The sequence below is a fragment of the Streptomyces sp. NPDC127197 genome (assembly GCF_042672405.1).
GTDB classification, from domain to species: Bacteria; Actinomycetota; Actinomycetes; order Streptomycetales; family Streptomycetaceae; genus Streptomyces; species Streptomyces flavusporus.
In genome coordinates this window covers 242,441-261,405 of the sequence record NZ_JBHXVG010000001.1, presented here as the reverse complement: position 1 = coordinate 261,405, position 18,965 = coordinate 242,441, and the positions used below count along the sequence as shown (strand labels likewise).

The following is an 18,965-nucleotide window of genomic DNA, read 5'->3' as shown; positions in this document are numbered from 1 at the left end:
GGGGTGATCGGCCCCGTCAGTATGTGACGGTGATGCGCCGGGCGGGTCCGTCGACGCGCACCAGGCCGCCGTAAGGGATCACCAGTTGCGGACCGGTGTGCCCGAAGTCGACGTCGAAGACGATCGTGGTGTCCGGGGCGTAGGCCTCCACGGCGCGCAGGACGGCCTCGCGCTGCTCGGCGGCGTAACGAGCAGCCTCCTCCGGGGTGTTGGGGCGCTCGAAGGACCAGGTCTTCGCGCGGCCCATCAGCAGCGCCGAGAAGCGCTGGAGCAGCCCGCGCTCGCCCATGTTCCGCAGGGTGCGGAAGACCTCCGTGCCGCTCGGCATCTCCTCCGAGGTCTCCAGGAGCAGTACGCCGCCGTCGAACTCCGAGAGGTCGTGCGGGATCTCCCGGTCGGCCATCAGCAGCCAGCCGACGATCTCCAGACATCCGCCCCAACTGCGGCCCTCCACCACCCGGTCGGGGTTCACCCAGCTCCACCCGGCGCCGGGCCGCGTCTCCGGCTCCGCCTCGAAGGTCGCCGGGTCGGCCCAGTCGCGGTCGACGTCGTTCCAACGTTCGGTGGGCTTCAACTCATAGTCACCTGATGTGAACAGCGCCGCTCGCAGCGACTCCGCCGTCAGCGGGTCCATGGCGCCCGGGCGGCCCAGCGCGGTCATCACCGTCGCGCCGTGGTAGCCGACGATTCCTGCGTTGCGCAGAAACATGAGCAGGTTCGTGTTGTCGCTCATCCCGAAGAACGGCTTCGGGTTCGTCCGGATCAACTCCCGATCCAGCAGCGGCAACACGGTGATCTGGTCGTCGCCGCCGATCGACGCCATGACCGCCTTGATGTCGGGGTCGGCGAACGCGGCGTGGATGTCGTCGGCCCGCTCCTGCGGTGTCGAGCCCATCTTGCGGGTCGCCGGGTACTCGACCGGTTCGAGTTCGTAGTCCTTGCGCAGCCGCTCCAGGCCCAGTTCAAAGGGGCGTGGGAAGAGCCCGGGAAGGCCCGCGCCAGGCGAGACGACGGCGATGCGGTCGCCGGGGGAGGGCTTGGGCGGATACGAGATCACGGTCATACCCGGAGGGTATGACCCATGGTGTGGTCCGTGCACCGTGATAAACCGGGGTCTGAGCAGCGGTCATCGACGGACCGCCCGACCCCCGAACGGACCGGAGGAACCGTGCCCCGCACCCTGGCCAACGCCCCGATCATGATCCTCAACGGCCCCAACCTGAACCTGCTCGGCCAGCGCCAGCCGGAGATCTACGGCTCCGAGACCCTGGCCGACGTCGAGGCCCTGTGCGCCAAGGCGGCGGCCGCGCACGGCGGCACGATCGACTTCCGGCAGTCCAACCACGAGGGTGAGCTGGTCGACTGGATCCACGAGGCGCGGCTGAACCACTGCGGCATCGTCATCAACCCCGGCGCCTACTCGCACACATCCGTCGCGATCCTTGATGCACTCAACACCTGTGACGGCCTTCCGGTGTTGGAGGTCCACATCTCCAACATCCACAAGCGCGAGTCGTTCCGGCACCACTCGTACGTCTCCCTGCGCGCCGACGGGGTCATCGCGGGGTGCGGAGTCCAGGGATATGTGTTCGGGGTGGAGCGGGTCGTGGCGCTGGTCAGGTCGGAACAGGCCGACGCACAGTCCTGAAGCACCGTCAGGGCGGCGCTGGGGTACGGGTGTTGCCCGGGCCGCCGGCCGAGGGCGGGGATCGATGGGACCGGCGGCCCATACCGCGCAGGTGCCGTCATCCCGCGCGGGGCTGCATCCAGTTGACCGCGCAACCGCGTGCGCGGGGAGTGCGCGCGGGAGGCCGGCGCGTGCAAAGGATTCACACGGGGCGCGCGTTTGGCGATTCACGCCCCCTGGAGACGGGGATCACCACCCCCGCGCGTGCCACTCCGGCAGATGCGGCCGCTCGGCTCCCAGCGTGGTGTCGTTGCCGTGTCCCGGGTAGACCCACGTCTCGTCCGGAAGTACGTCGAAGATCTTCGTCTCGACATCGTGGATCAGACTGGCGAACGCCTTGGGATTCTTGTGGGTGTTGCCCACACCTCCCGGGAAGAGGCAGTCCCCCGTGAACACATGCGGGTGCCCGTGCGGGTCGTCGTAGACGAGGGCGATCGAGCCCGGCGTGTGCCCGACCAGATGGCGCGCGGTGAGCTCCACGCGCCCGACCCGGATGGTGTCGCCGTCGTCGACCAGGACGTCGGTCGGTACGGGGATTCCGTCGGCGTCGTCCCGGCCCGCGTAGGTGCGTGCTCCCGTGGCTGCCACGACCTCGGCGAGCGCCTGCCAGTGGTCGCCGTGCCGGTGCGTGGTGACGACGGACGCGATGCCGTCGTCACCGATCATGCCGAGCAGCGTGTGGGCGTCGTTCGCCGCGTCGATCAGCAGCTGCTCGTCCGTGGCCCGGCAGCGCAGCAGATAGGCGTTGTTGTCCATCGGGCCCACCGCGATCTTGGTGATCATCAGGTCCTTCAGCTCGTGCACGTCCGCCGGGCCGCCGACCGTCACCTGTCCGCTGTACGTCATGGTGGCAGCCTATCGCCGGGAGTCCGGGCCGGGGCCCGGCCCGGAGCGGGCTGCCCGTCGGCTACAGGGGTGGAAGTGTCGGCAGGGGACCGCCCGGCACGGTCAGGCCGGCTCCGTCGCGGCGGCCGGCGAGCCAGCCCAGAAGGTCGGCTCGAGAGCCCGTCACGGTGATCCCGGGCTCAGGTGCTGCGCTGCCCGTGCTCCACACGCGCGTGCCGTCCGTCAGCCGGGTGGACGGCACCTCGGGGTGACCGGCGAACCGGTCGGCGAGGAAGTCGATCTCCCGCTCCACGAACTCCGCCGGCAGATCCTCCAGCTCGTACCCGATGCCGAGGTCCACATGGTGCAGCTCGACCTCGACCCACCGCCGGAAGGGCAGCCGGGACGCGGAGTCGGTGACGCCGTTGCGCAGCTCCACCGTGCGCGACCAGTCGGCGGGCACGGCCGCCGCCTCCTGGAAGCGGTCCGCGCTCTCGCGGAGATCACCGAGCTGGACGTCCAGCGGACGGGGCGCGTCCCGCTCGATGTCGGCGTCCCGGGCCTGGCCGGAGACATACATGGGATGGCCCTCCAGGACGTTCACGAGGGCGTCCGCGTTGCGGGCGAGGTGGGCGAGAACATGACCGCGGCTCCAGCCGGGGAGCCGTGACGGTTGCGACACGGACGCGTTGTCCAGCTTGCCGACCGCGATGAGCAGCCGTTCGGTCGCTTCACGTACAGACACCAGGTCACGCGCGTGATCAGTCATGACGTCGACCCTAGCTCCGCCACACGTTCGGGTGAAGGTGGTGGGCCCGGCCCGTAAATCGAATGCGCGTGCTATATGGTCGGCTGTGGCGTCGGGCATGCTGGATGGTCGGGGATTGTTACGCAACTCGGGAATCCGACCGGCGTTGTCAGTGGCTCCCCCTAGTCTGAGAAAGCACGGGGGCCCCGCCCCTGTCACTTCTCTCAAGAAAGGTGCGGACCGGCGTGGCCGACCGTCTCATCGTCCGTGGCGCGCGCGAGCACAACCTGAAGAACGTCTCGCTCGACCTGCCTCGGGACTCGCTCATCGTCTTCACGGGCCTGTCCGGGTCGGGTAAGTCCTCCCTGGCCTTCGACACCATCTTCGCCGAGGGTCAGCGGCGCTACGTGGAGTCGCTCTCCTCGTACGCCCGTCAGTTCCTCGGCCAGATGGACAAGCCGGACGTCGACTTCATCGAAGGCCTGTCCCCGGCCGTCTCGATCGACCAGAAGTCGACCTCGCGCAACCCGCGCTCCACGGTAGGCACCATCACCGAGGTCTACGACTATCTGCGTCTGCTCTTCGCGCGGATCGGCAAGCCGCACTGCCCCGAATGCGGCCGCCCGATCTCGCGGCAGTCGCCGCAGGCCATCGTCGACAAGGTCCTGGAGCTGCCGGAGGGGAGCCGCTTCCAGGTGCTGTCGCCGCTGGTGCGTGAGCGCAAGGGCGAGTTCGTCGACCTGTTCGCCGACCTCCAGACCAAGGGCTACTCCCGCGCGCGGGTGGACGGCGAGACGATCCAGCTCTCCAGCCCGCCCACCCTGAAGAAGCAGGAGAAGCACACCATCGAGGTGGTCGTCGACCGTCTCACGGTGAAGGACTCCGCCAAGCGCCGCCTCACCGACTCCGTGGAGACCGCCCTCGGCCTGTCCGGTGGCATGGTCGTGCTCGACTTCGTCGACCTCCCCGAGGACGACCCCGAGCGCGAGCGCATGTACTCGGAGCACCTGTACTGCCCGTACGACGACCTCTCCTTCGAGGAGCTGGAGCCGCGCTCCTTCTCCTTCAACTCGCCCTTCGGCGCCTGCCCCGACTGCACCGGCATCGGCACGCGCATGGAGGTCGACCCCGAGCTGATCGTCCCGGACGAGGAGAAGTCCCTCGACGAGGGAGCCATCCACCCCTGGTCGCACGGGCACACCAAGGACTACTTCGGCCGCCTGATCGGCGCCCTCGCGGACGCGCTGGGATTCCGGACGGACATCCCCTTCGCGGGCCTGCCGCAGCGTGCCAGGAAGGCGCTGCTCCACGGCCACAAGACACAGATCGAGGTCCGCTACCGCAACCGGTACGGCCGCGAGCGCGTCTACACCACGCCCTTCGAAGGCGCCGTCCCCTTCGTCAAGCGCCGGCACAGCGAGGCCGAGAGCGACGCCAGCCGCGAGCGCTTCGAGGGCTACATGCGCGAGGTGCCCTGCCCCACCTGTGAGGGCACGCGCCTGAAGCCGATAGTCCTCGCGGTCACGATCATGGAGAAGTCGATCGCGGAGGTCTCCGCGATGTCGATCAGCGACTGCGCGGAGTTCCTGGGCGAGCTGAAGCTCAACGCCCGGGACAAGAAGATCGCCGAGCGCGTGCTGAAGGAGGTCAACGAGCGGCTGCGCTTCCTGGTCGACGTCGGCCTGGACTACCTCTCGCTGAACCGCGCCGCCGGCACGCTGTCCGGTGGCGAGGCCCAGCGCATCCGCCTGGCCACCCAGATCGGTTCCGGCCTCGTCGGCGTCCTGTACGTCCTCGACGAGCCGTCCATCGGCCTGCACCAGCGCGACAACCACCGGCTGATCGAGACCCTGGTCCGGCTGCGCGACATGGGCAACACGCTCATCGTCGTCGAGCACGACGAGGACACGATCAAGACCGCCGACTGGGTCGTCGACATCGGTCCCGGCGCGGGCGAGCACGGCGGCAAGGTCGTGCACAGCGGCTCCCTGAAGGAGCTGCTCGCCAACGAGGAGTCGCAGACCGGTCAGTACCTCGCGGGGAAGAAGTCCATCCCGATGCCGGACATCCGTCGCCCCCGCGACCCCTCCCGGCAGCTCACCGTGCACGGTGCCCGCGAGAACAACCTCCAGGACATCGACGTGTCCTTCCCGCTGGGCGTGTTCACCGCGGTCACGGGCGTGTCCGGCTCCGGAAAGTCGACGCTGGTCAACGACATCCTGTACACGCACCTGGCCCGCGAGCTGAACGGCGCGAGGAACGTGCCCGGGCGGCACACGCGCGTGGACGGCGACGACCTCGTCGACAAGGTCGTGCACGTCGACCAGTCGCCCATCGGACGCACCCCGCGGTCGAACCCGGCGACGTACACCGGCGTCTTCGACCACATCCGCAAGCTGTTCGCCGAGACGACCGAGGCGAAGGTCCGCGGCTACATGCCCGGCCGGTTCTCCTTCAACGTCAAGGGCGGCCGCTGCGAGAACTGCTCGGGCGACGGCACGATCAAGATCGAGATGAACTTCCTCCCGGACGTCTACGTCCCGTGCGAGGTCTGCCACGGCGCCCGCTACAACCGGGAGACGCTGGAGGTCCACTACAAGGGCAAGTCCATCGCCGAAGTCCTGAACATGCCGATCGAGGAGGCCCTCGCCTTCTTCGAGGCCGTCCCCGCCATCGCCCGCCACCTGAAGACGCTGCACGACGTCGGCCTCGGCTACGTCCGGCTCGGCCAGTCCGCCACCACCCTGTCCGGCGGTGAGGCCCAGCGCGTCAAGCTCGCCAGCGAGCTTCAGCGGCGCTCCACGGGGCGTACGGTCTACGTCCTGGACGAGCCGACCACCGGCCTGCACTTCGAGGACATCAGCAAGCTGCTGACGGTGCTGTCCGGCCTGGTCGACAAGGGGAACACGGTCATCGTCATCGAGCACAACCTCGACGTGATCAAGGTTGCCGACTGGATCGTCGACATGGGCCCCGAAGGCGGAGCCGGCGGTGGCCTCGTCGTCGCCGAGGGAACGCCCGAGCAGGTCGCTGCGGTGTCGACCAGCCACACCGGCAAGTTCCTGCGGGAGATCCTCGGCGCCGACCGGATCAGCGACGCCGCTGCGGTACAGGCCCCGCGCCGGTCCGCGGTGAAGAAGACGGTGGCCGCCAAGGCGCCGGCGAAGAAGACGGCGACGGCCAGGACGGCCAACAACACGTCGACCGAGAAGGCGGCCGGGGTCACCAAGAAGACGACGCCTGCGAAGAAGACGACGCGGGCCCGCAAGGCCTGAGCAACGCCTCGGAAGACCATGCGAAAGGCGGCGCCCCGCGGGAACTCCCCGCGGGGCGCCGCCCGTTGCACAGTCAGCCGCCCTACAGCTCACCCAGTTCCGACGCGTACGGCGGCTCCGCGCCCGCACGGGAGCAGGTGATCGCCGCCGCGCGTGCCGCGAACCGCAGCAGTCGTGTCCAGCCGTCGTCGTCGAGGGCCCTGAGTGCGTCGGAGGACAGGGCGTCCCAGGTGGACAGGCCGTGCAGCAGGGCCGCGTTCACGGTGTCGCCGGCGCCGATCGTGTCCACCACGGCGACCTGCTCGCCCGGCACGGAGTATTCCGCGCCGTCCCGGGTGAAGACGGTCAGCCCGTCGCCACCCCGGGTCATCACAACCGCCGCGGGACCCGCGGCCAGCCACTCGCGCGGGGTGCCGCCCAGCCACCGGGCGTCCTCCTCGGAGAGCTTGAGCAGCGTCACCGACGGCAGCCAGCCGGCGAACCGGGCCCGGTAGGCGTCCGCGTCGGGGATCAGCCCGGCCCGGATGTTGGGGTCGAGCGCGGTGAACACCCCCTGCGCGGCCGCGCTGCGCATCAGGTTCTCGTAGGCGCTCGCCCCCGGCTCCAGGACCAGGGAGCAGGTGCCGAACGACACCGCGCGTGCTCCGGCGGGGAGGCGGTCAGGGGCTGTGAACAGGCGGTCGGCAGTGCCGTCGACGTAGAAGGAGTAGGCGGCCGAGCCGTTCCCGTCGATCGTGGCGACCGCCAGGGTGGTCGGCTCCGTGCCGCGCTGTACCGCCGAGACATCCACCCCGGCCTTGCGCAGCCCGTCGAGCAGGGCCTCACCGAAGGCGTCGTGGGAGGTACGGGAGCAGAAGGCCGTGGGCGAGCCCAGGCGGCCGAGCGCGACGGCCGTGTTGTACGGGCCGCCGCCGAGGGCCGGCTGCAGGCCGGCGAGGGCACCCGTGCCCTGCGGTACCAGGTCGATCAGGGCCTCACCGGCGACGACGATCACGAGACGGGTCCCTTCTGGGCGGTTCGGTGCTCGACTTTGTCGAACTTCTCGGACTGCTCGGGGCAGCCGCAGGACGTGCGGTGGACGAAGGTGCAGGGAAGCCGCACGGTCCGAGGGGGCCGGTCCGGCGCGGTGAGGCGCTCCAGGAGGACCCGCACGGCCTGGGCGCCGACGTCCCTGCTGGGCTGGGCGATCGCGGTGAGCCGGGGCGAGAAGAGGTCTGCCCAGGCGAAGTCGTCGAAGCAGCACAGCGCGATGTCGTCGGGCACGGACAGGCCGTGCTCGCGCAGGGCGCGCAGCGCGCCGATGGTCATCGCGTTGTTGGCGGTGACGAGCGCCGTGGGCCGCACGGCGAGGGACAGCAGGGTCGCCGTGGCCTGCTCGCCGCCGGCCGACTCGGAGTCGCCGTGTACGAGGAGGTGTTCGTCGTAGGGGAGCCCGGCGGCCGCGAGACCGTGGCGGTAGCCGGTGATGCGCTCGCTGGTGGTGCTGAGCCCGCGACGGCCCGCGACCAGGCCGATCCGGCGGTGGCCGAGCCCGGCGAGATGGCTCACCAGCCGGGCCACCGGTTCAGCGCTCTCGGCGCAGACCTGGTCGAAGCGTGGCGCGCTGTTCCCCGGCTGGTCGACCAGGCGGTCCAGGAGCACGGTCGGGACGTTGTGGCGATGCAGGTAGGTGACGAGTTCGCGCGGGTCGGCCGAGGGCGCGACGATCAGGCCGTCCACGCGTCGTTCGTGCAGGAGCTGGACGACCTTGCGCTCGTGCTGCGGGTCGTCGTGCGGATCGGCGATGAGCAGGCTGTAGCCGTGTTCCAGGGCGGTCGACTCGACTCCCTGGAGGATCTCGGTGAAGTAGGGATTGCTGATGGCCGACACCGCGAGGCCGATGGAACGGGTGCGAGAGGTCACCAGGGAGCGGGCGAGGGTGTTCGGGGTGTAGCCGAGCTCGTCGATGGCGTCCAGGACGGCCTGGCGGGTCCCCGGGAGCACCGGCCGGGTGCCGTTCAGCACATGGGAGACGGTCGCGACGGAGACACCGGCGCTGCGTGCCACGTCGGCCATGGTTGGCATGGGTTCCCTCCCGAGCGCGCCCTCAGCGGTCCGACGCGCGTCTTCTGGCCGGGACCGTATCCCATTCGGCGGCAGACGTAAACGCTTGCGCAAGCGTTTACGTCGAGGGTCCCGGCCCCACCCCAGGCGCCCCCGCTCGATCACCGGCCGCTATCGTCGGCAGACACCACCCCTGAACCGCACTGACCAGTGGAGACCCCATGCCCGCCCGACCTTCCCCGAGCCGCCGTACCGTCCTGCGAGGGGCGGCCCTCGCGCCGGTCGCCGGGCTCGGGCTCGCGGCCTGTTCCCCGCAGGGCGGGGCGCCGGCCGGTGCGCCCACCGCGCCGGTAGAGCTCGGCGCGGAGACCGAGGTCACCAAGGGGAGCGCCAGGCTGTACCGCGATCACAACGTGGTGGTCAGCCGGGCCGAGGACGGCTCGTTGAAGGCGTACAGCACGATCTGCACGCACGCGGCGTGCCCCATCAACAAGCTGGAGGGGACGAAACTCGTCTGCCCCTGCCACGGCAGCGAGTTCGACGCCACGACCGGCGAGGTGCTGCACGCCCCGGCCACCGTGCCGCTGAGCGAGCTCCCGGTCAGGACCGAGAACGGCAGGATCGTGGCCGGGCCGGGAGCCTGATCCGCCGGAGGATCCCCGGCAGCACCTGACGAAGCACCACTACTCCCAGTCCCAGCCGATGCCGACGATCCCCGACCGCACCCGGGGCTCGACGAGGTGCACCGAATGGTGGCGGTCCGTGAGCGGCAGCTCCTGGCGGCCGCTGCGCGGGGCCGCCGCCGACTGCTGGGTGAACCGGTGGCAACGCACGGGCAGGGCGTTCTCGTCGAACCGCACCTGAAGGGCGTACTGGCCGCCGGCGGGGCCGAAGCCGCGGACGTACTCGCGCGAGACACCGGCGGTGCCGTCCTCGAAGCCGTAGCGGAAGAGGTAGGTGTCGCCGGCCCGCAGCCGGGTGTCGAAGAGCAGCTCGGCGACGAGCACCCCGGTCTCGTGGTGCCAACGGATGCGTCCCGTGCGGCAGTTCTCCAGCGCATGCACCCTCACCCGCTCCGGTACGCATCCGGGGTCGCCGTGGTGGACGGCCACGAAGCGGTCGACGCCCTCCCGGTGGGCGCGCACGATGTGGTGCGACTCGCGCCCCATGAGCTCGCGACCCGCCCCGATCCGTACGTGCTCGTGGTGCCCGAGCATGTGCAGCCCGCCGTCGAGGGGCGCGTCCAGCTCGGCGAGCAGCCGTTCCAGGACGCCCGAGGCCTCGACGAGAGCGCGGTAGGAGCGGGCCCCTCGGCGCCGCGCGGAGACCCGCTCGTCGGTGTCGGAGAGCAGCCGGATCAGTGACTCCTCCGGTAGCTGGAGGATCTCCTCCAGGGCCCGCACGGCACGCAGCGACTCGGGGCGCTGGGGGCGCCGGGCGCCCTGCTGCCAGTAACTCAGGCTGGTGACGCCGACCTTCACGCCGTACCGCAACAGATGGTGCTGCACGCGCTGCAGGGGCAGTCCGCGGGCGGCTATCGCGGCGCGCAGCGCGACGTGGAAGGGGCCGCCTTGCAGGGCCGTGTCCAGTTCCGCGGCGGCGGCGACGTCTTCGGCGGCGTCGGCGGCGATGTCCGCGTGCTGTGTGGCGTGCGGCATGCAGGGGCCTTTCTGTGCTGGATCACAACGGCTGGTCAGACCATTCGCGCGGGTGTCGGGTCCCCCTGTCGGCGTCGGGGCTTCTTCACATCCGTACGCCGCCGTCCCGAGTTCCCCCGCATTGAAGCGTGTTGACCATGCCTCGACAACACCTGATGCCCAACCGTGGCGTCCTCTTGGCCGAGCTTCGACCGGTGTCCTCGGGCGGGCGTCCGCCGGCCGCCCCGCAGGACCTGCGGGCGTTGTCCACAGGCTCGCCGGAGTGTCACTGCTCGCCAGTAGGGTGTGAGACATGGCCGACCCCTCCAGCTACCGCCCCAGTCCGGGACAGATCCCGGACTCTCCCGGGGTGTACAGGTTCCGTGACGAGCACCGCCGGGTGATCTACGTCGGAAAGGCGAAGAGCCTGCGCCAGCGCCTGGCCAACTACTTCCAGGACCTGGCGGGACTGCACCCGCGCACCCGGACCATGGTCACCACGGCCGCGTCGGTGGAGTGGACGGTGGTGTCCACCGAGGTCGAGGCGCTGCAGCTGGAGTACTCCTGGATCAAGGAGTTCGACCCCCGGTTCAACGTCAAGTACCGCGACGACAAGAGCTACCCCTACCTCGCGGTGACGATGAACGAGGAGTTCCCGCGCGTGCAGGTGATGCGCGGGCACAAGAAGAAGGGCGTGCGCTATTTCGGGCCGTACGCGCACGCGTGGGCCATCCGGGACACCGTCGACCTGCTCCTGCGCGTCTTCCCGGTGCGCACCTGCTCGACCGGAGTCTTCAAGAACGCCGCCCGCACCGGCCGCCCCTGCCTGCTCGGCTACATCGGCAAGTGCTCCGCCCCCTGCGTCGGCCGGGTCGACGCCGAGGAGCACCGGGGTCTGGCGGAGGAGTTCTGCGACTTCATGACCGGCCGCACGGGCACCTACCTGCGTCGCCTCGAGAAGCAGATGACCGAGGCGGCCGAGGAACTGGAGTACGAGCGGGCGGCCCGGCTGCGCGATGACATAGAGGCCCTGAAGAAGGCCATGGAGAAGAACGCGGTCGTGCTCGCGGACGCGACCGATGCCGACCTGATCGCGGTCGCCGAGGACGAGCTGGAAGCAGCCGTGCAGATCTTCCACGTCCGCGGCGGTCGCGTCCGCGGTCAGCGCGGCTGGGTGACCGACAAGGTCGAGGAGGTCACCACCGGCGCCCTCGTCGAGCACGCCCTCCAGCAGCTGTACGGGGAGGAGAGCGGCGACGCCGTCCCCAAGGAGGTCCTCGTCCCCGCCCTGCCCGACCCGGTGGAGCCGGTGCAGGAGTGGCTGACCGGGCGCCGGGGATCGATCGTCTCGCTGCGCATCCCCCAGCGCGGCGACAAGAAGGCGCTGATGGAGACCGTGCAGCGCAACGCCCAGCAGGCGCTCGCCCTGCACAAGACCAAGCGCGCCTCCGACCTGACCACGCGCTCGCGCGCGCTGGAGGAGATCGCCGAGGCCCTGGACCTGGACAGCGCACCGCTCAGGATCGAGTGCTACGACATCTCGCACCTCCAGGGCGACGACGTGGTGGCGTCCATGGTCGTCTTCGAGGACGGGCTGCAGCGCAAGAGCGAGTACCGGCGCTTCCAGATCAAGGGCTTCCGGGGGCAGGACGACGTCCGCTCGATGCACGAGGTGATCACCCGCCGCTTCCGGCGCTACCTCGCCGAGAAGGAGAAGACCGGCGAGTGGGCCGAGAGCGAGCCCGACCTCACGAACGGCACCGTGGACGCCGCCGGAAACGGCGCACCCACCGCCTTCACCGAGGACGACGGCCGCCCCAAGCGCTTCGCCTACCCCCCGCAGCTGGTCGTCGTCGACGGCGGAAAGCCGCAGGTCATGGCGGCCAAGCGGGCCCTGGACGAGCTCGGCATCGACGACATCGCCGTGTGCGGCCTCGCCAAGCGCCTGGAGGAGGTCTGGCTGCCGGACGACGACGACCCGGTCGTCCTGCCCCGCACCAGCGAAGGCCTCTACCTGCTGCAACGGGTCCGCGACGAGGCCCACCGGTTCGCGATCACCTACCAGCGGACCAAGCGCGCCAAGCGCTTCCGTTCGAGCCCCCTGGACGACGTTCCCGGGCTCGGCGAGACACGCAAACAGGCGCTGATCAAGCACTTCGGGTCGGTGAAGAAGCTGCGATCCGCAACAATCGACCAGATCTGCGAGGTTCCGGGCATAGGCCGCAAAACGGCCGAGACCATCGCCGTGGCCCTTGCCCAGGCGGCTCCGGCCGCGCCCGCCGTGAACACGGCGACCGGAGAGATCATGGATGACGTGGAAGACGGGGCACCCGAGACGACGGCGGGTCCCCCAGGGGAGCCCGTGCCCACGGGCGCCCCGGACGAGCGACGGGGGCAGGAGAGATGACCGAGCACGAGAAGCAGCCCACAGCCCAGCGAGATCAGGCACCCAGGGAAACGCACAAGGAAACCGGCGAGGACCGCACCCGGCAGGATGCGCCTCGGGAAAGCGGAGCGCAGGTGGGTACGGGCGTCGAAGGCAACGGGGTCCCCGAGACGGCCATCCCCGAGTTGGTGATCATCTCCGGCATGTCCGGAGCCGGACGCTCGACGGCCGCGAAGTGTTTGGAGGACCTCGGCTGGTTCGTCGTCGACAACCTCCCGCCCGCCCTGATCCCCACCATGGTGGAGCTCGGCGCCCGCTCCCAGGGCAACGTGGCGCGGATCGCGGTCGTCGTCGACGTCCGCGGCCGTCGTTTCTTCGACAACCTCCGCGAGTCCCTCGCGGACCTCGACAGCAGAGGCGTCACCCGGCGGATCGTCTTCCTGGAGTCCTCCGACGAGGCCCTGGTGCGCCGCTTCGAGTCCGTGCGCCGCCCGCACCCCCTCCAGGGCGACGGCCGCATCGTCGACGGCATCGCCGCCGAGCGTCAGCTGCTGCGCGAGCTGCGCGGCGACGCCGACCTGGTGATCGACACCTCCAGCCTGAACGTGCACGAGCTGCGCGCCAAGATGGACGCCCAGTTCGCCGGCGAGGAGGAGCCCGAGCTGCGGGCCACCGTGATGTCGTTCGGCTACAAGTACGGCCTCCCCGTCGACGCCGACCTCGTCGTCGACTGCCGGTTCCTGCCCAATCCGCACTGGGTGCCCGAGCTGCGCCCGTTCACCGGCCTGAACGACGAGGTCGCCTCGTACGTCTTCAACCAGCCCGGCGCGAAGGAGTTCCTCGACCGCTACGCCGAGCTGCTCCAGCTCATTGCGACCGGCTACCGGCGCGAGGGCAAGCGGTATGTGACCATCGCGGTCGGCTGCACGGGCGGCAAGCACCGCTCGGTCGCCATGTCGGAGAAGCTCGCCGCGCGCCTCGCGGCCGAGGGCGTGGAGACGGTGGTCGTGCACCGGGACATGGGACGCGAATGACCGGACGTACGTCGCGGCTCAGCAGGCTGCGCGGGGTCACCCCGGAAGGGCGCGGCGGCCGGCTCGCCGAGCCCCGGGGTGGCCGGGCGCGCCGCCGGGGCGCCCAGCCCAAGGTGGTCGCCCTCGGCGGCGGCATGGGCCTGTCCGCCTCGCTCGCCGCACTGCGCCGGATCACCGGCGACCTCACCGCCGTCGTCACCGTGGCCGACGACGGCGGCTCCAGCGGCCGGCTGCGCGACGAGCTGGGCGTGCTGCCGCCCGGCGACCTGCGCAAGGCGCTGGCCGCGCTGTGCGGGGACGACGAGTGGGGCCAGACCTGGGCCCGGGTCATCCAGCACCGCTTCCAGTCCCAGGGCGAACTGCACGAACACGCGGTGGGCAACCTGCTGATCGTCGCCCTGTGGGAGCAGCTCGGCGACCACGTCCAGGCGCTCGACCTGGTCGGCAAGCTGCTGGGCGCGCAGGGGCGCGTGCTGCCCATGTCCGCCGTGCCCCTGGAGCTCCAGGCCCTGGTCAAGGGGCACGACCCGGACCGGCCGGAGGAGATCGGGACGGTCCGCGGCCAGGCGACCGTGGCGCTCACCCCCGGCGAGGTGCAGTCCGTGCACCTCGTGCCGAACGACCCGCCCGCCGTGCCCGAGGCCGTCGAGGCGGTCCTGGACGCGGACTGGGTGGTGCTCGGCCCCGGCTCCTGGTTCTCCTCGGTCATCCCACACCTGCTGGTGCCCGAACTGCTGGACGCCCTCCTGGAGACGAAGGCGCGCCGGGTACTCTCGCTGAACCTCGCCCCGCAGCCCGGAGAAACCGAGGGCTTCTCCCCGCAGCGTCATTTGGAGGTTTTGGGACGACACGCCCCTAAACTCGCCCTGGACGTGGTGCTGGCCGACGAGGCCGCCGTGCCCGACCGCGACTCGCTGACCGACGCCGCCCGGCGTTTCGGGGCCGCGGTCGAGCTGGCGCCGGTGGCCCGGAGGGACGGAACTCCGCGGCACGATCCGGAGCTGCTGGCCGCCGCGTACGACCGTATTTTTCGGATGCATGGAAGGATCGGCCCATGGCGATGACGGCAGCGGTGAAGGATGAGATCTCCCGGCTCCCCGTCACCCGGACCTGCTGCAGGAAGGCGGAGGTCTCCGCCATTCTGCGGTTCGCCGGCGGCCTCCACCTGGTCAGCGGGCGCATCGTGATCGAGGCGGAGCTGGACACCGCGATGGCGGCCCGCCGCCTCAAGCGGGACATCCTGGAGATCTTCGGGCACAGCTCGGAGCTGATCGTGATGGCGCCGGGCGGGCTGCGGCGCGGTTCGCGATACGTGGTGCGCGTCGTCGCGGGCGGCGACCAGCTGGCCCGGCAGACCGGCCTCGTGGACGGCCGGGGCCGCCCGATCCGCGGCCTGCCCCCGCAGGTGGTCTCGGGGGCCACCTGTGACGCCGAGGCGGCCTGGCGGGGCGCCTTCCTGGCGCACGGTTCGCTCACCGAACCCGGCCGCTCCTCCTCGCTCGAGGTGACCTGCCCCGGCCCCGAGGCCGCGCTCGCGCTCGTCGGCGCCGCCCGCCGGCTGTCGATCGCCGCGAAGGCCCGCGAGGTGCGCGGCGTGGACCGGGTCGTCGTCCGGGACGGCGACGCCATCGGCGCCCTCCTCACCCGCCTCGGCGCCCACGAGTCGGTGCTCGCCTGGGAGGAGCGCCGGATGCGCCGCGAGGTCCGCGCCACGGCGAACCGCCTCGCCAACTTCGACGACGCCAACCTGCGCCGCTCCGCCCGCGCGGCCGTCGCCGCCGGCGCCCGCGTCCAGCGCGCTCTGGAGATCCTCGGCGACGACGTCCCCGAGCACCTCGCGGCCGCCGGCCGGCTCCGCATGGAGCACAAGCAGGCCTCCCTGGAGGAGCTGGGCGCCCTCGCCGACCCGCCACTGACCAAGGATGCCGTCGCGGGTCGTATCCGCCGCCTGCTGGCCATGGCCGACAAGCGGGCCGCCGACCTCGGTATCCCGGGAACGGAGGCCAACCTCTCCGAGGAGCTGGCGGACAACCTCGCGGGATGACCTGACGAGCGATCAGCACGCCGGTGCCGACGCCCACTTGGGTGGTCGGCACCGGCGTGTGTGCGTGTCGGAGGCACCCTTGACTCGATCATGAAGTGTCATGAGCCTGGCACCTATTCGCCACTGGGGCGATCCAGTACCAGGGGGGTCCATGAGACACAGAGCGAGATCGATCCTCGCTGTCGGCGCGCTCCTGATCGGTGGAGCGAGCATCGCACCCTTCGCCCAGGCACAGGGCGCCAGTTCCACAAGTTCATCGAGTCCCGACGCGGAAGAGGTCAAGGTCTACCGCGCCGAAGTCACCAAGCAGCAGATCCCCTTGCTGCTCGCAACCGGTCAGGACGGTCACGAACTCGGCGAACAGGCTCCCGACAAGGGCACCGCCACCGTCGAGGTCTATCTCACCGACAAGCAGGCCAGGAAACTCGAAAAGCAGGGCGTCGACCTCAAGGAGCACACGCTCTCGGCGCAGGCACGCGCGCGTGTGGCTGCCGCCGGGGACGGTGTCTACCGGCCGTACAGCGGAGCGGGTGGCCTCAAGGAGGAGATCCTCCGCACCGGCCAGGAGCACCCGTCCCTCACCAAGGTCGTCTCCATCGGCAAGACGGTCCAGGGCCAGGACATCCTCGCCCTCAAGCTCACCAGGAACGCGAAGCGGACCAAGGACGGAGCCAAGCCCTCCGCCCTGTACATGTCCGCCCAGCACGCGCGCGAGTGGATCACCCCGGAGATGACCCGGCGGCTGATGCACCACTACCTGGACAACTACGCCACGGACAAGCGGATCAAGAAGATCGTCGACACGACCGAGCTGTGGTTCGTCCTCGTCGCCAACCCCGACGGCTACGACTGGACCCACGCCCCCGAAGGCGACCGCCAGTGGCGCAAGAACATGCGCGACAACAACGGCGACGGCGCCTGGACGATCGGCGACGGCGTCGACCTCAACCGCAACTTCGCCTACAAGTGGGGCTATGACGACGAGGGTTCGTCTCCGTACCCCACCAGCCAGACCTACCGCGGCCCCGGCCCGAACTCCGAACCCGAGACCAAGGCGCTCGATGCCTTCGAGCGGCGTATCGGCTTCGAGTACGGCATCAACTACCACTCCGCCGCCGAACTCCTCCTCTACGGGGTCGGCTGGCAGGTGGCCACGCCGACCCCGGACGACGTGCTCTACAAGGCCCTCGCCGGTACGCCGGAGAACTCCGCGATCCCGGGCTACCATCCGCAGCTCTCCTCCGAGCTCTACACCACCAACGGCGAGGCGGACGGTCACGCGGCCAACATCAACGGCACCGCGATGTTCACCCCGGAGATGTCGACCTGTCAGACGGCCTCGAACGTCGACCCGGACGACGCCTGGAAGCCCGCGGACTGCGCGTCGATCTTCACCTTCCCGGACGACGAGAAGCTGATCCAGCAGGAGTTCGAGAAGAACATCCCGTTCGCGCTCTCCGTCGCCGAGTCCGCGGCCCGGCCGGACCGGCCGAAGTCGTCGGTCGGCATCGACGCCCCCGACTTCACACCGGCGGCCTTCACGACGTCGTACGCGCGCGGCGCCGACCAGGAGGTCTCCGTCGTCGCACGCAGGTCCGTGCGGGACAAGGAGCTCAGGTACCGCGTCAACGGCGGCCGTACGCAGGACGTGGCGCTCCGGCCGTGGCAGGGCGGTGAGACGTTCGGCGGTGAGGACAACCTCCACTTCGACGAGTACCGGGCCGAAGTCGACGACGGCGATCCCGGGGACAGGGTCGAGGTCTGGTTCACCGGCGAGACGAAGAGCGGCAAGCGCACCGAGAGCGAGCACTTCACGTACACGGTCGCCGAACGGCCGCGCGCGGACACGCTCGTCGTCGCCGAGGAGGGGGCGCCCGCGACCCAGGCACAGATGTACGTGGACGCCCTGAAGGCCAACGGCAGGAAGGCACTCGTCTGGGACGTCGCCACCCAGGGCGCCCCGGACGCACTGGGCGTCCTGAAGCACTTCGACACCGTCGTCCACCACACCGGCGCGGCCCGGCCCGGCGTCGCCACCCAGCTCGAACTGCGCGCCCACCTCAACGAGGGCGGCAAGCTGATCGAGGCGGGCGAGACGGCCGGTGGCTCGGTCGACCTCGGCGGAGGCACCCTGTCGAACGACTTCAGTCAGTACTACCTGGGCGCCTACAGCCGTACGTCCCTGCCGGACGCCACGGCGTTCACCGGCACCGGCCGGCTGGCGGGCGTCACGGGAACCCTCGGCGACGCGCCCGGCAACCCGCTGAACGCGGCCGGATCCTTCGGCGTCACCTCGGACACCCTGCCCGTGGAGACGTTCCCGCAGTTCGAGAGCGCGGGCGCGGGCCAGTACCCGGGGACGGTCAACCCGTACGGCCCGTACGAGGGCGCCTCCATGGCGGCCGTCACGCACTCCGACTACGCCTGGAACCGTCTGACCCGGACCATCGACCTCACCTCCGTCAGCGCGGCCGACGCCCCGACCCTGCGCACCCGGCTCCTGTGGGACACCGAGCAGGGCTACGACCACGCCGTCCTGGAGGCGCACACCGCCGGGGCGGACGACTGGACCACGCTCCCGGAGAAGGGCGGCGCCACCAGCACCGCCGTGCCCACCGAGTGCGAGGCCGGTTACTTCGTCCAGGCGCACCCGGCCCTCGAGCGGTATCTGACACCGGGCGAGGGCGGCTGCACGCCCACCGGGACGAGCGGTTCCTGGAACAGCTTCACCGGCGCCTCGGACGGCTGGCAGCAGGTCGAGTTCGACCTCTCCGCCTACGCCGGGAAGACGGTCGAGGTCTCGCTCTCCTACATCACCGACCCCGGCTCCGGCGGCCACGGCGTCCTCGCCGACAACGCCTCCGTCGTGATCGGCGGTACGGCGGGCCAGACGGAGGGCTTCGAGACATCGCTCGGCGCCTGGAGCACCCCGGGACCGCCCTCGGGCAGCCCCGCGGTGGTCAAGGACTGGGGGCTGTCCGGCGAACTGTTCAAGACATACGGAGCGGTCACCACGGACGACACCGTGCTGCTGGGCTTCGGTCTGGAGCACGTCACCGCGGCGGCCGACCGCAGAGCCCTGATCGGGGAGGCACTCGCAGCACTCGACGACTGAGTTTCCAATGGTCGACGACGGTCAACGACCGCCGACTCCGCGTAGTCATTTCGGGTGATCGGCTCTCGCGGCCCGGGCGGTCCGTACCCCTACTGGCGGGTACGGACCGCAGTGCCGTGTATGGGCCATCTCGATGTCACCCCGGAGGCCTCGGGGAGGTAGGGTCGGATC

At 70.5% G+C, this 18,965-nt stretch carries 14 protein-coding genes; 8 read left to right on the top strand and 6 right to left on the bottom strand.

Features of this window, described 5'->3' with window-relative positions:
* Window positions 1–16: 16 nt before the first annotated feature.
* Window positions 17–1,063 (bottom strand): S66 peptidase family protein, encoded by a 1,047-nt coding sequence (locus ACFVJQ_RS01280; RefSeq protein WP_385780022.1) that lies wholly within the window; start codon window positions 1,061–1,063, stop codon window positions 17–19.
* Window positions 1,064–1,168: 105 nt separating this feature from the next.
* Between ACFVJQ_RS01280 and aroQ the strand changes: the two genes are divergently transcribed.
* Window positions 1,169–1,648 carry a type II 3-dehydroquinate dehydratase gene (aroQ, locus tag ACFVJQ_RS01275; RefSeq protein WP_385509210.1) on the top strand — a complete coding sequence of 160 codons (480 nt, stop codon included), beginning with the start codon at window positions 1,169–1,171 and terminating at the stop codon, window positions 1,646–1,648.
* 228 nt (window positions 1,649–1,876) lie between these two features.
* Here aroQ and ACFVJQ_RS01270 read toward each other — a convergent pair whose 3' ends face one another.
* Window positions 1,877–2,533: an MBL fold metallo-hydrolase gene (locus ACFVJQ_RS01270; protein ID WP_385509209.1), complete on the bottom strand. Its 657-nt coding sequence runs from the start codon at window positions 2,531–2,533 to the stop codon at window positions 1,877–1,879.
* Between the two features lie 61 nt (window positions 2,534–2,594).
* A complete protein-coding gene (locus ACFVJQ_RS01265) occupies window positions 2,595–3,281 on the bottom strand; it encodes a maleylpyruvate isomerase family mycothiol-dependent enzyme (RefSeq protein ID WP_385780018.1) in 687 nt (228 codons plus the stop codon).
* A gap of 224 nt (window positions 3,282–3,505) precedes the next feature.
* Here ACFVJQ_RS01265 and uvrA point away from each other — a divergent pair, with 224 nt between their 5' ends.
* The gene (gene uvrA, locus ACFVJQ_RS01260) at window positions 3,506–6,535 is read left to right on the top strand and encodes an excinuclease ABC subunit UvrA (RefSeq protein ID WP_385509207.1); all 3,030 of its coding nucleotides are present in this window, start codon (window positions 3,506–3,508) and stop codon (window positions 6,533–6,535) included.
* Between the two features lie 82 nt (window positions 6,536–6,617).
* Here uvrA and ACFVJQ_RS01255 read toward each other — a convergent pair whose 3' ends face one another.
* Together ACFVJQ_RS01255 and ACFVJQ_RS01250 are read right to left on the bottom strand one after the other, a co-directional pair.
* The gene (locus ACFVJQ_RS01255; RefSeq protein WP_385780015.1) at window positions 6,618–7,529 is read right to left on the bottom strand and encodes a carbohydrate kinase; all 912 of its coding nucleotides are present in this window, start codon (window positions 7,527–7,529) and stop codon (window positions 6,618–6,620) included.
* Window positions 7,526–8,599 (bottom strand): LacI family DNA-binding transcriptional regulator, encoded by a 1,074-nt coding sequence (locus tag ACFVJQ_RS01250; RefSeq protein ID WP_385780012.1) that lies wholly within the window; start codon window positions 8,597–8,599, stop codon window positions 7,526–7,528. Before ACFVJQ_RS01250 ends, ACFVJQ_RS01255 begins: the two co-directional genes overlap by 4 nt.
* A 200-nt stretch (window positions 8,600–8,799) precedes the next feature.
* Between ACFVJQ_RS01250 and ACFVJQ_RS01245 the strand changes: the two genes are divergently transcribed.
* Complete coding sequence (locus ACFVJQ_RS01245) at window positions 8,800–9,222, top strand: Rieske 2Fe-2S domain-containing protein (protein ID WP_385509204.1); 423 nt, start codon at window positions 8,800–8,802, stop codon at window positions 9,220–9,222.
* 39 nt (window positions 9,223–9,261) lie between these two features.
* Here the strand turns inward: ACFVJQ_RS01245 and ACFVJQ_RS01240 are convergent, their stop codons facing one another.
* Window positions 9,262–10,236 carry a hypothetical protein gene (locus ACFVJQ_RS01240; protein WP_385509203.1) on the bottom strand — a complete coding sequence of 325 codons (975 nt, stop codon included), beginning with the start codon at window positions 10,234–10,236 and terminating at the stop codon, window positions 9,262–9,264.
* A 292-nt stretch (window positions 10,237–10,528) separates the two neighbouring features.
* Between ACFVJQ_RS01240 and uvrC the strand changes: the two genes are divergently transcribed.
* From uvrC to ACFVJQ_RS01215, 5 genes are all read left to right on the top strand, one after another.
* On the top strand, window positions 10,529–12,622 hold the full coding sequence (gene uvrC / locus ACFVJQ_RS01235) for an excinuclease ABC subunit UvrC (protein ID WP_385509202.1): 2,094 nt from the start codon (window positions 10,529–10,531) through the stop codon (window positions 12,620–12,622).
* On the top strand, window positions 12,619–13,635 hold the full coding sequence (rapZ, locus tag ACFVJQ_RS01230; protein ID WP_385509201.1) for an RNase adapter RapZ: 1,017 nt from the start codon (window positions 12,619–12,621) through the stop codon (window positions 13,633–13,635). Before uvrC ends, rapZ begins: the two co-directional genes overlap by 4 nt.
* Complete coding sequence (yvcK, locus tag ACFVJQ_RS01225) at window positions 13,632–14,699, top strand: uridine diphosphate-N-acetylglucosamine-binding protein YvcK (RefSeq protein WP_385509200.1); 1,068 nt, start codon at window positions 13,632–13,634, stop codon at window positions 14,697–14,699. The genes rapZ and yvcK overlap by 4 nt, the downstream gene beginning before the upstream one ends.
* Window positions 14,690–15,679, top strand: coding sequence for a DNA-binding protein WhiA (gene whiA / locus ACFVJQ_RS01220; RefSeq protein WP_086170825.1), 990 nt, complete (start codon window positions 14,690–14,692; stop codon window positions 15,677–15,679). The genes yvcK and whiA overlap by 10 nt, the downstream gene beginning before the upstream one ends.
* Before the next feature lie 151 nt (window positions 15,680–15,830).
* The gene (locus ACFVJQ_RS01215) at window positions 15,831–18,794 is read left to right on the top strand and encodes a M14 family zinc carboxypeptidase (RefSeq protein WP_385780007.1); all 2,964 of its coding nucleotides are present in this window, start codon (window positions 15,831–15,833) and stop codon (window positions 18,792–18,794) included.
* Window positions 18,795–18,965: the final 171 nt, after the last annotated feature.

Coding starts and splice junctions, on each gene's coding strand:
- ACFVJQ_RS01240 (WP_385509203.1), bottom strand. CDS start 10,236: ATGCCGCACGCCACACAGCACGCGGACATCGCCGCCGACGCCGCCGAA.
- ACFVJQ_RS01250 (WP_385780012.1), bottom strand. CDS start 8,599: ATGCCAACCATGGCCGACGTGGCACGCAGCGCCGGTGTCTCCGTCGCG.
- ACFVJQ_RS01280 (WP_385780022.1), bottom strand. CDS start 1,063: ATGACCGTGATCTCGTATCCGCCCAAGCCCTCCCCCGGCGACCGCATC.
- ACFVJQ_RS01215 (WP_385780007.1), top strand. CDS start 15,831: ATGAGACACAGAGCGAGATCGATCCTCGCTGTCGGCGCGCTCCTGATC.
- ACFVJQ_RS01265 (WP_385780018.1), bottom strand. CDS start 3,281: ATGACTGATCACGCGCGTGACCTGGTGTCTGTACGTGAAGCGACCGAA.
- rapZ (WP_385509201.1), top strand. CDS start 12,619: ATGACCGAGCACGAGAAGCAGCCCACAGCCCAGCGAGATCAGGCACCC.
- ACFVJQ_RS01270 (WP_385509209.1), bottom strand. CDS start 2,533: ATGACGTACAGCGGACAGGTGACGGTCGGCGGCCCGGCGGACGTGCAC.
- uvrC (WP_385509202.1), top strand. CDS start 10,529: ATGGCCGACCCCTCCAGCTACCGCCCCAGTCCGGGACAGATCCCGGAC.
- ACFVJQ_RS01245 (WP_385509204.1), top strand. CDS start 8,800: ATGCCCGCCCGACCTTCCCCGAGCCGCCGTACCGTCCTGCGAGGGGCG.
- yvcK (WP_385509200.1), top strand. CDS start 13,632: ATGACCGGACGTACGTCGCGGCTCAGCAGGCTGCGCGGGGTCACCCCG.
- whiA (WP_086170825.1), top strand. CDS start 14,690: ATGGCGATGACGGCAGCGGTGAAGGATGAGATCTCCCGGCTCCCCGTC.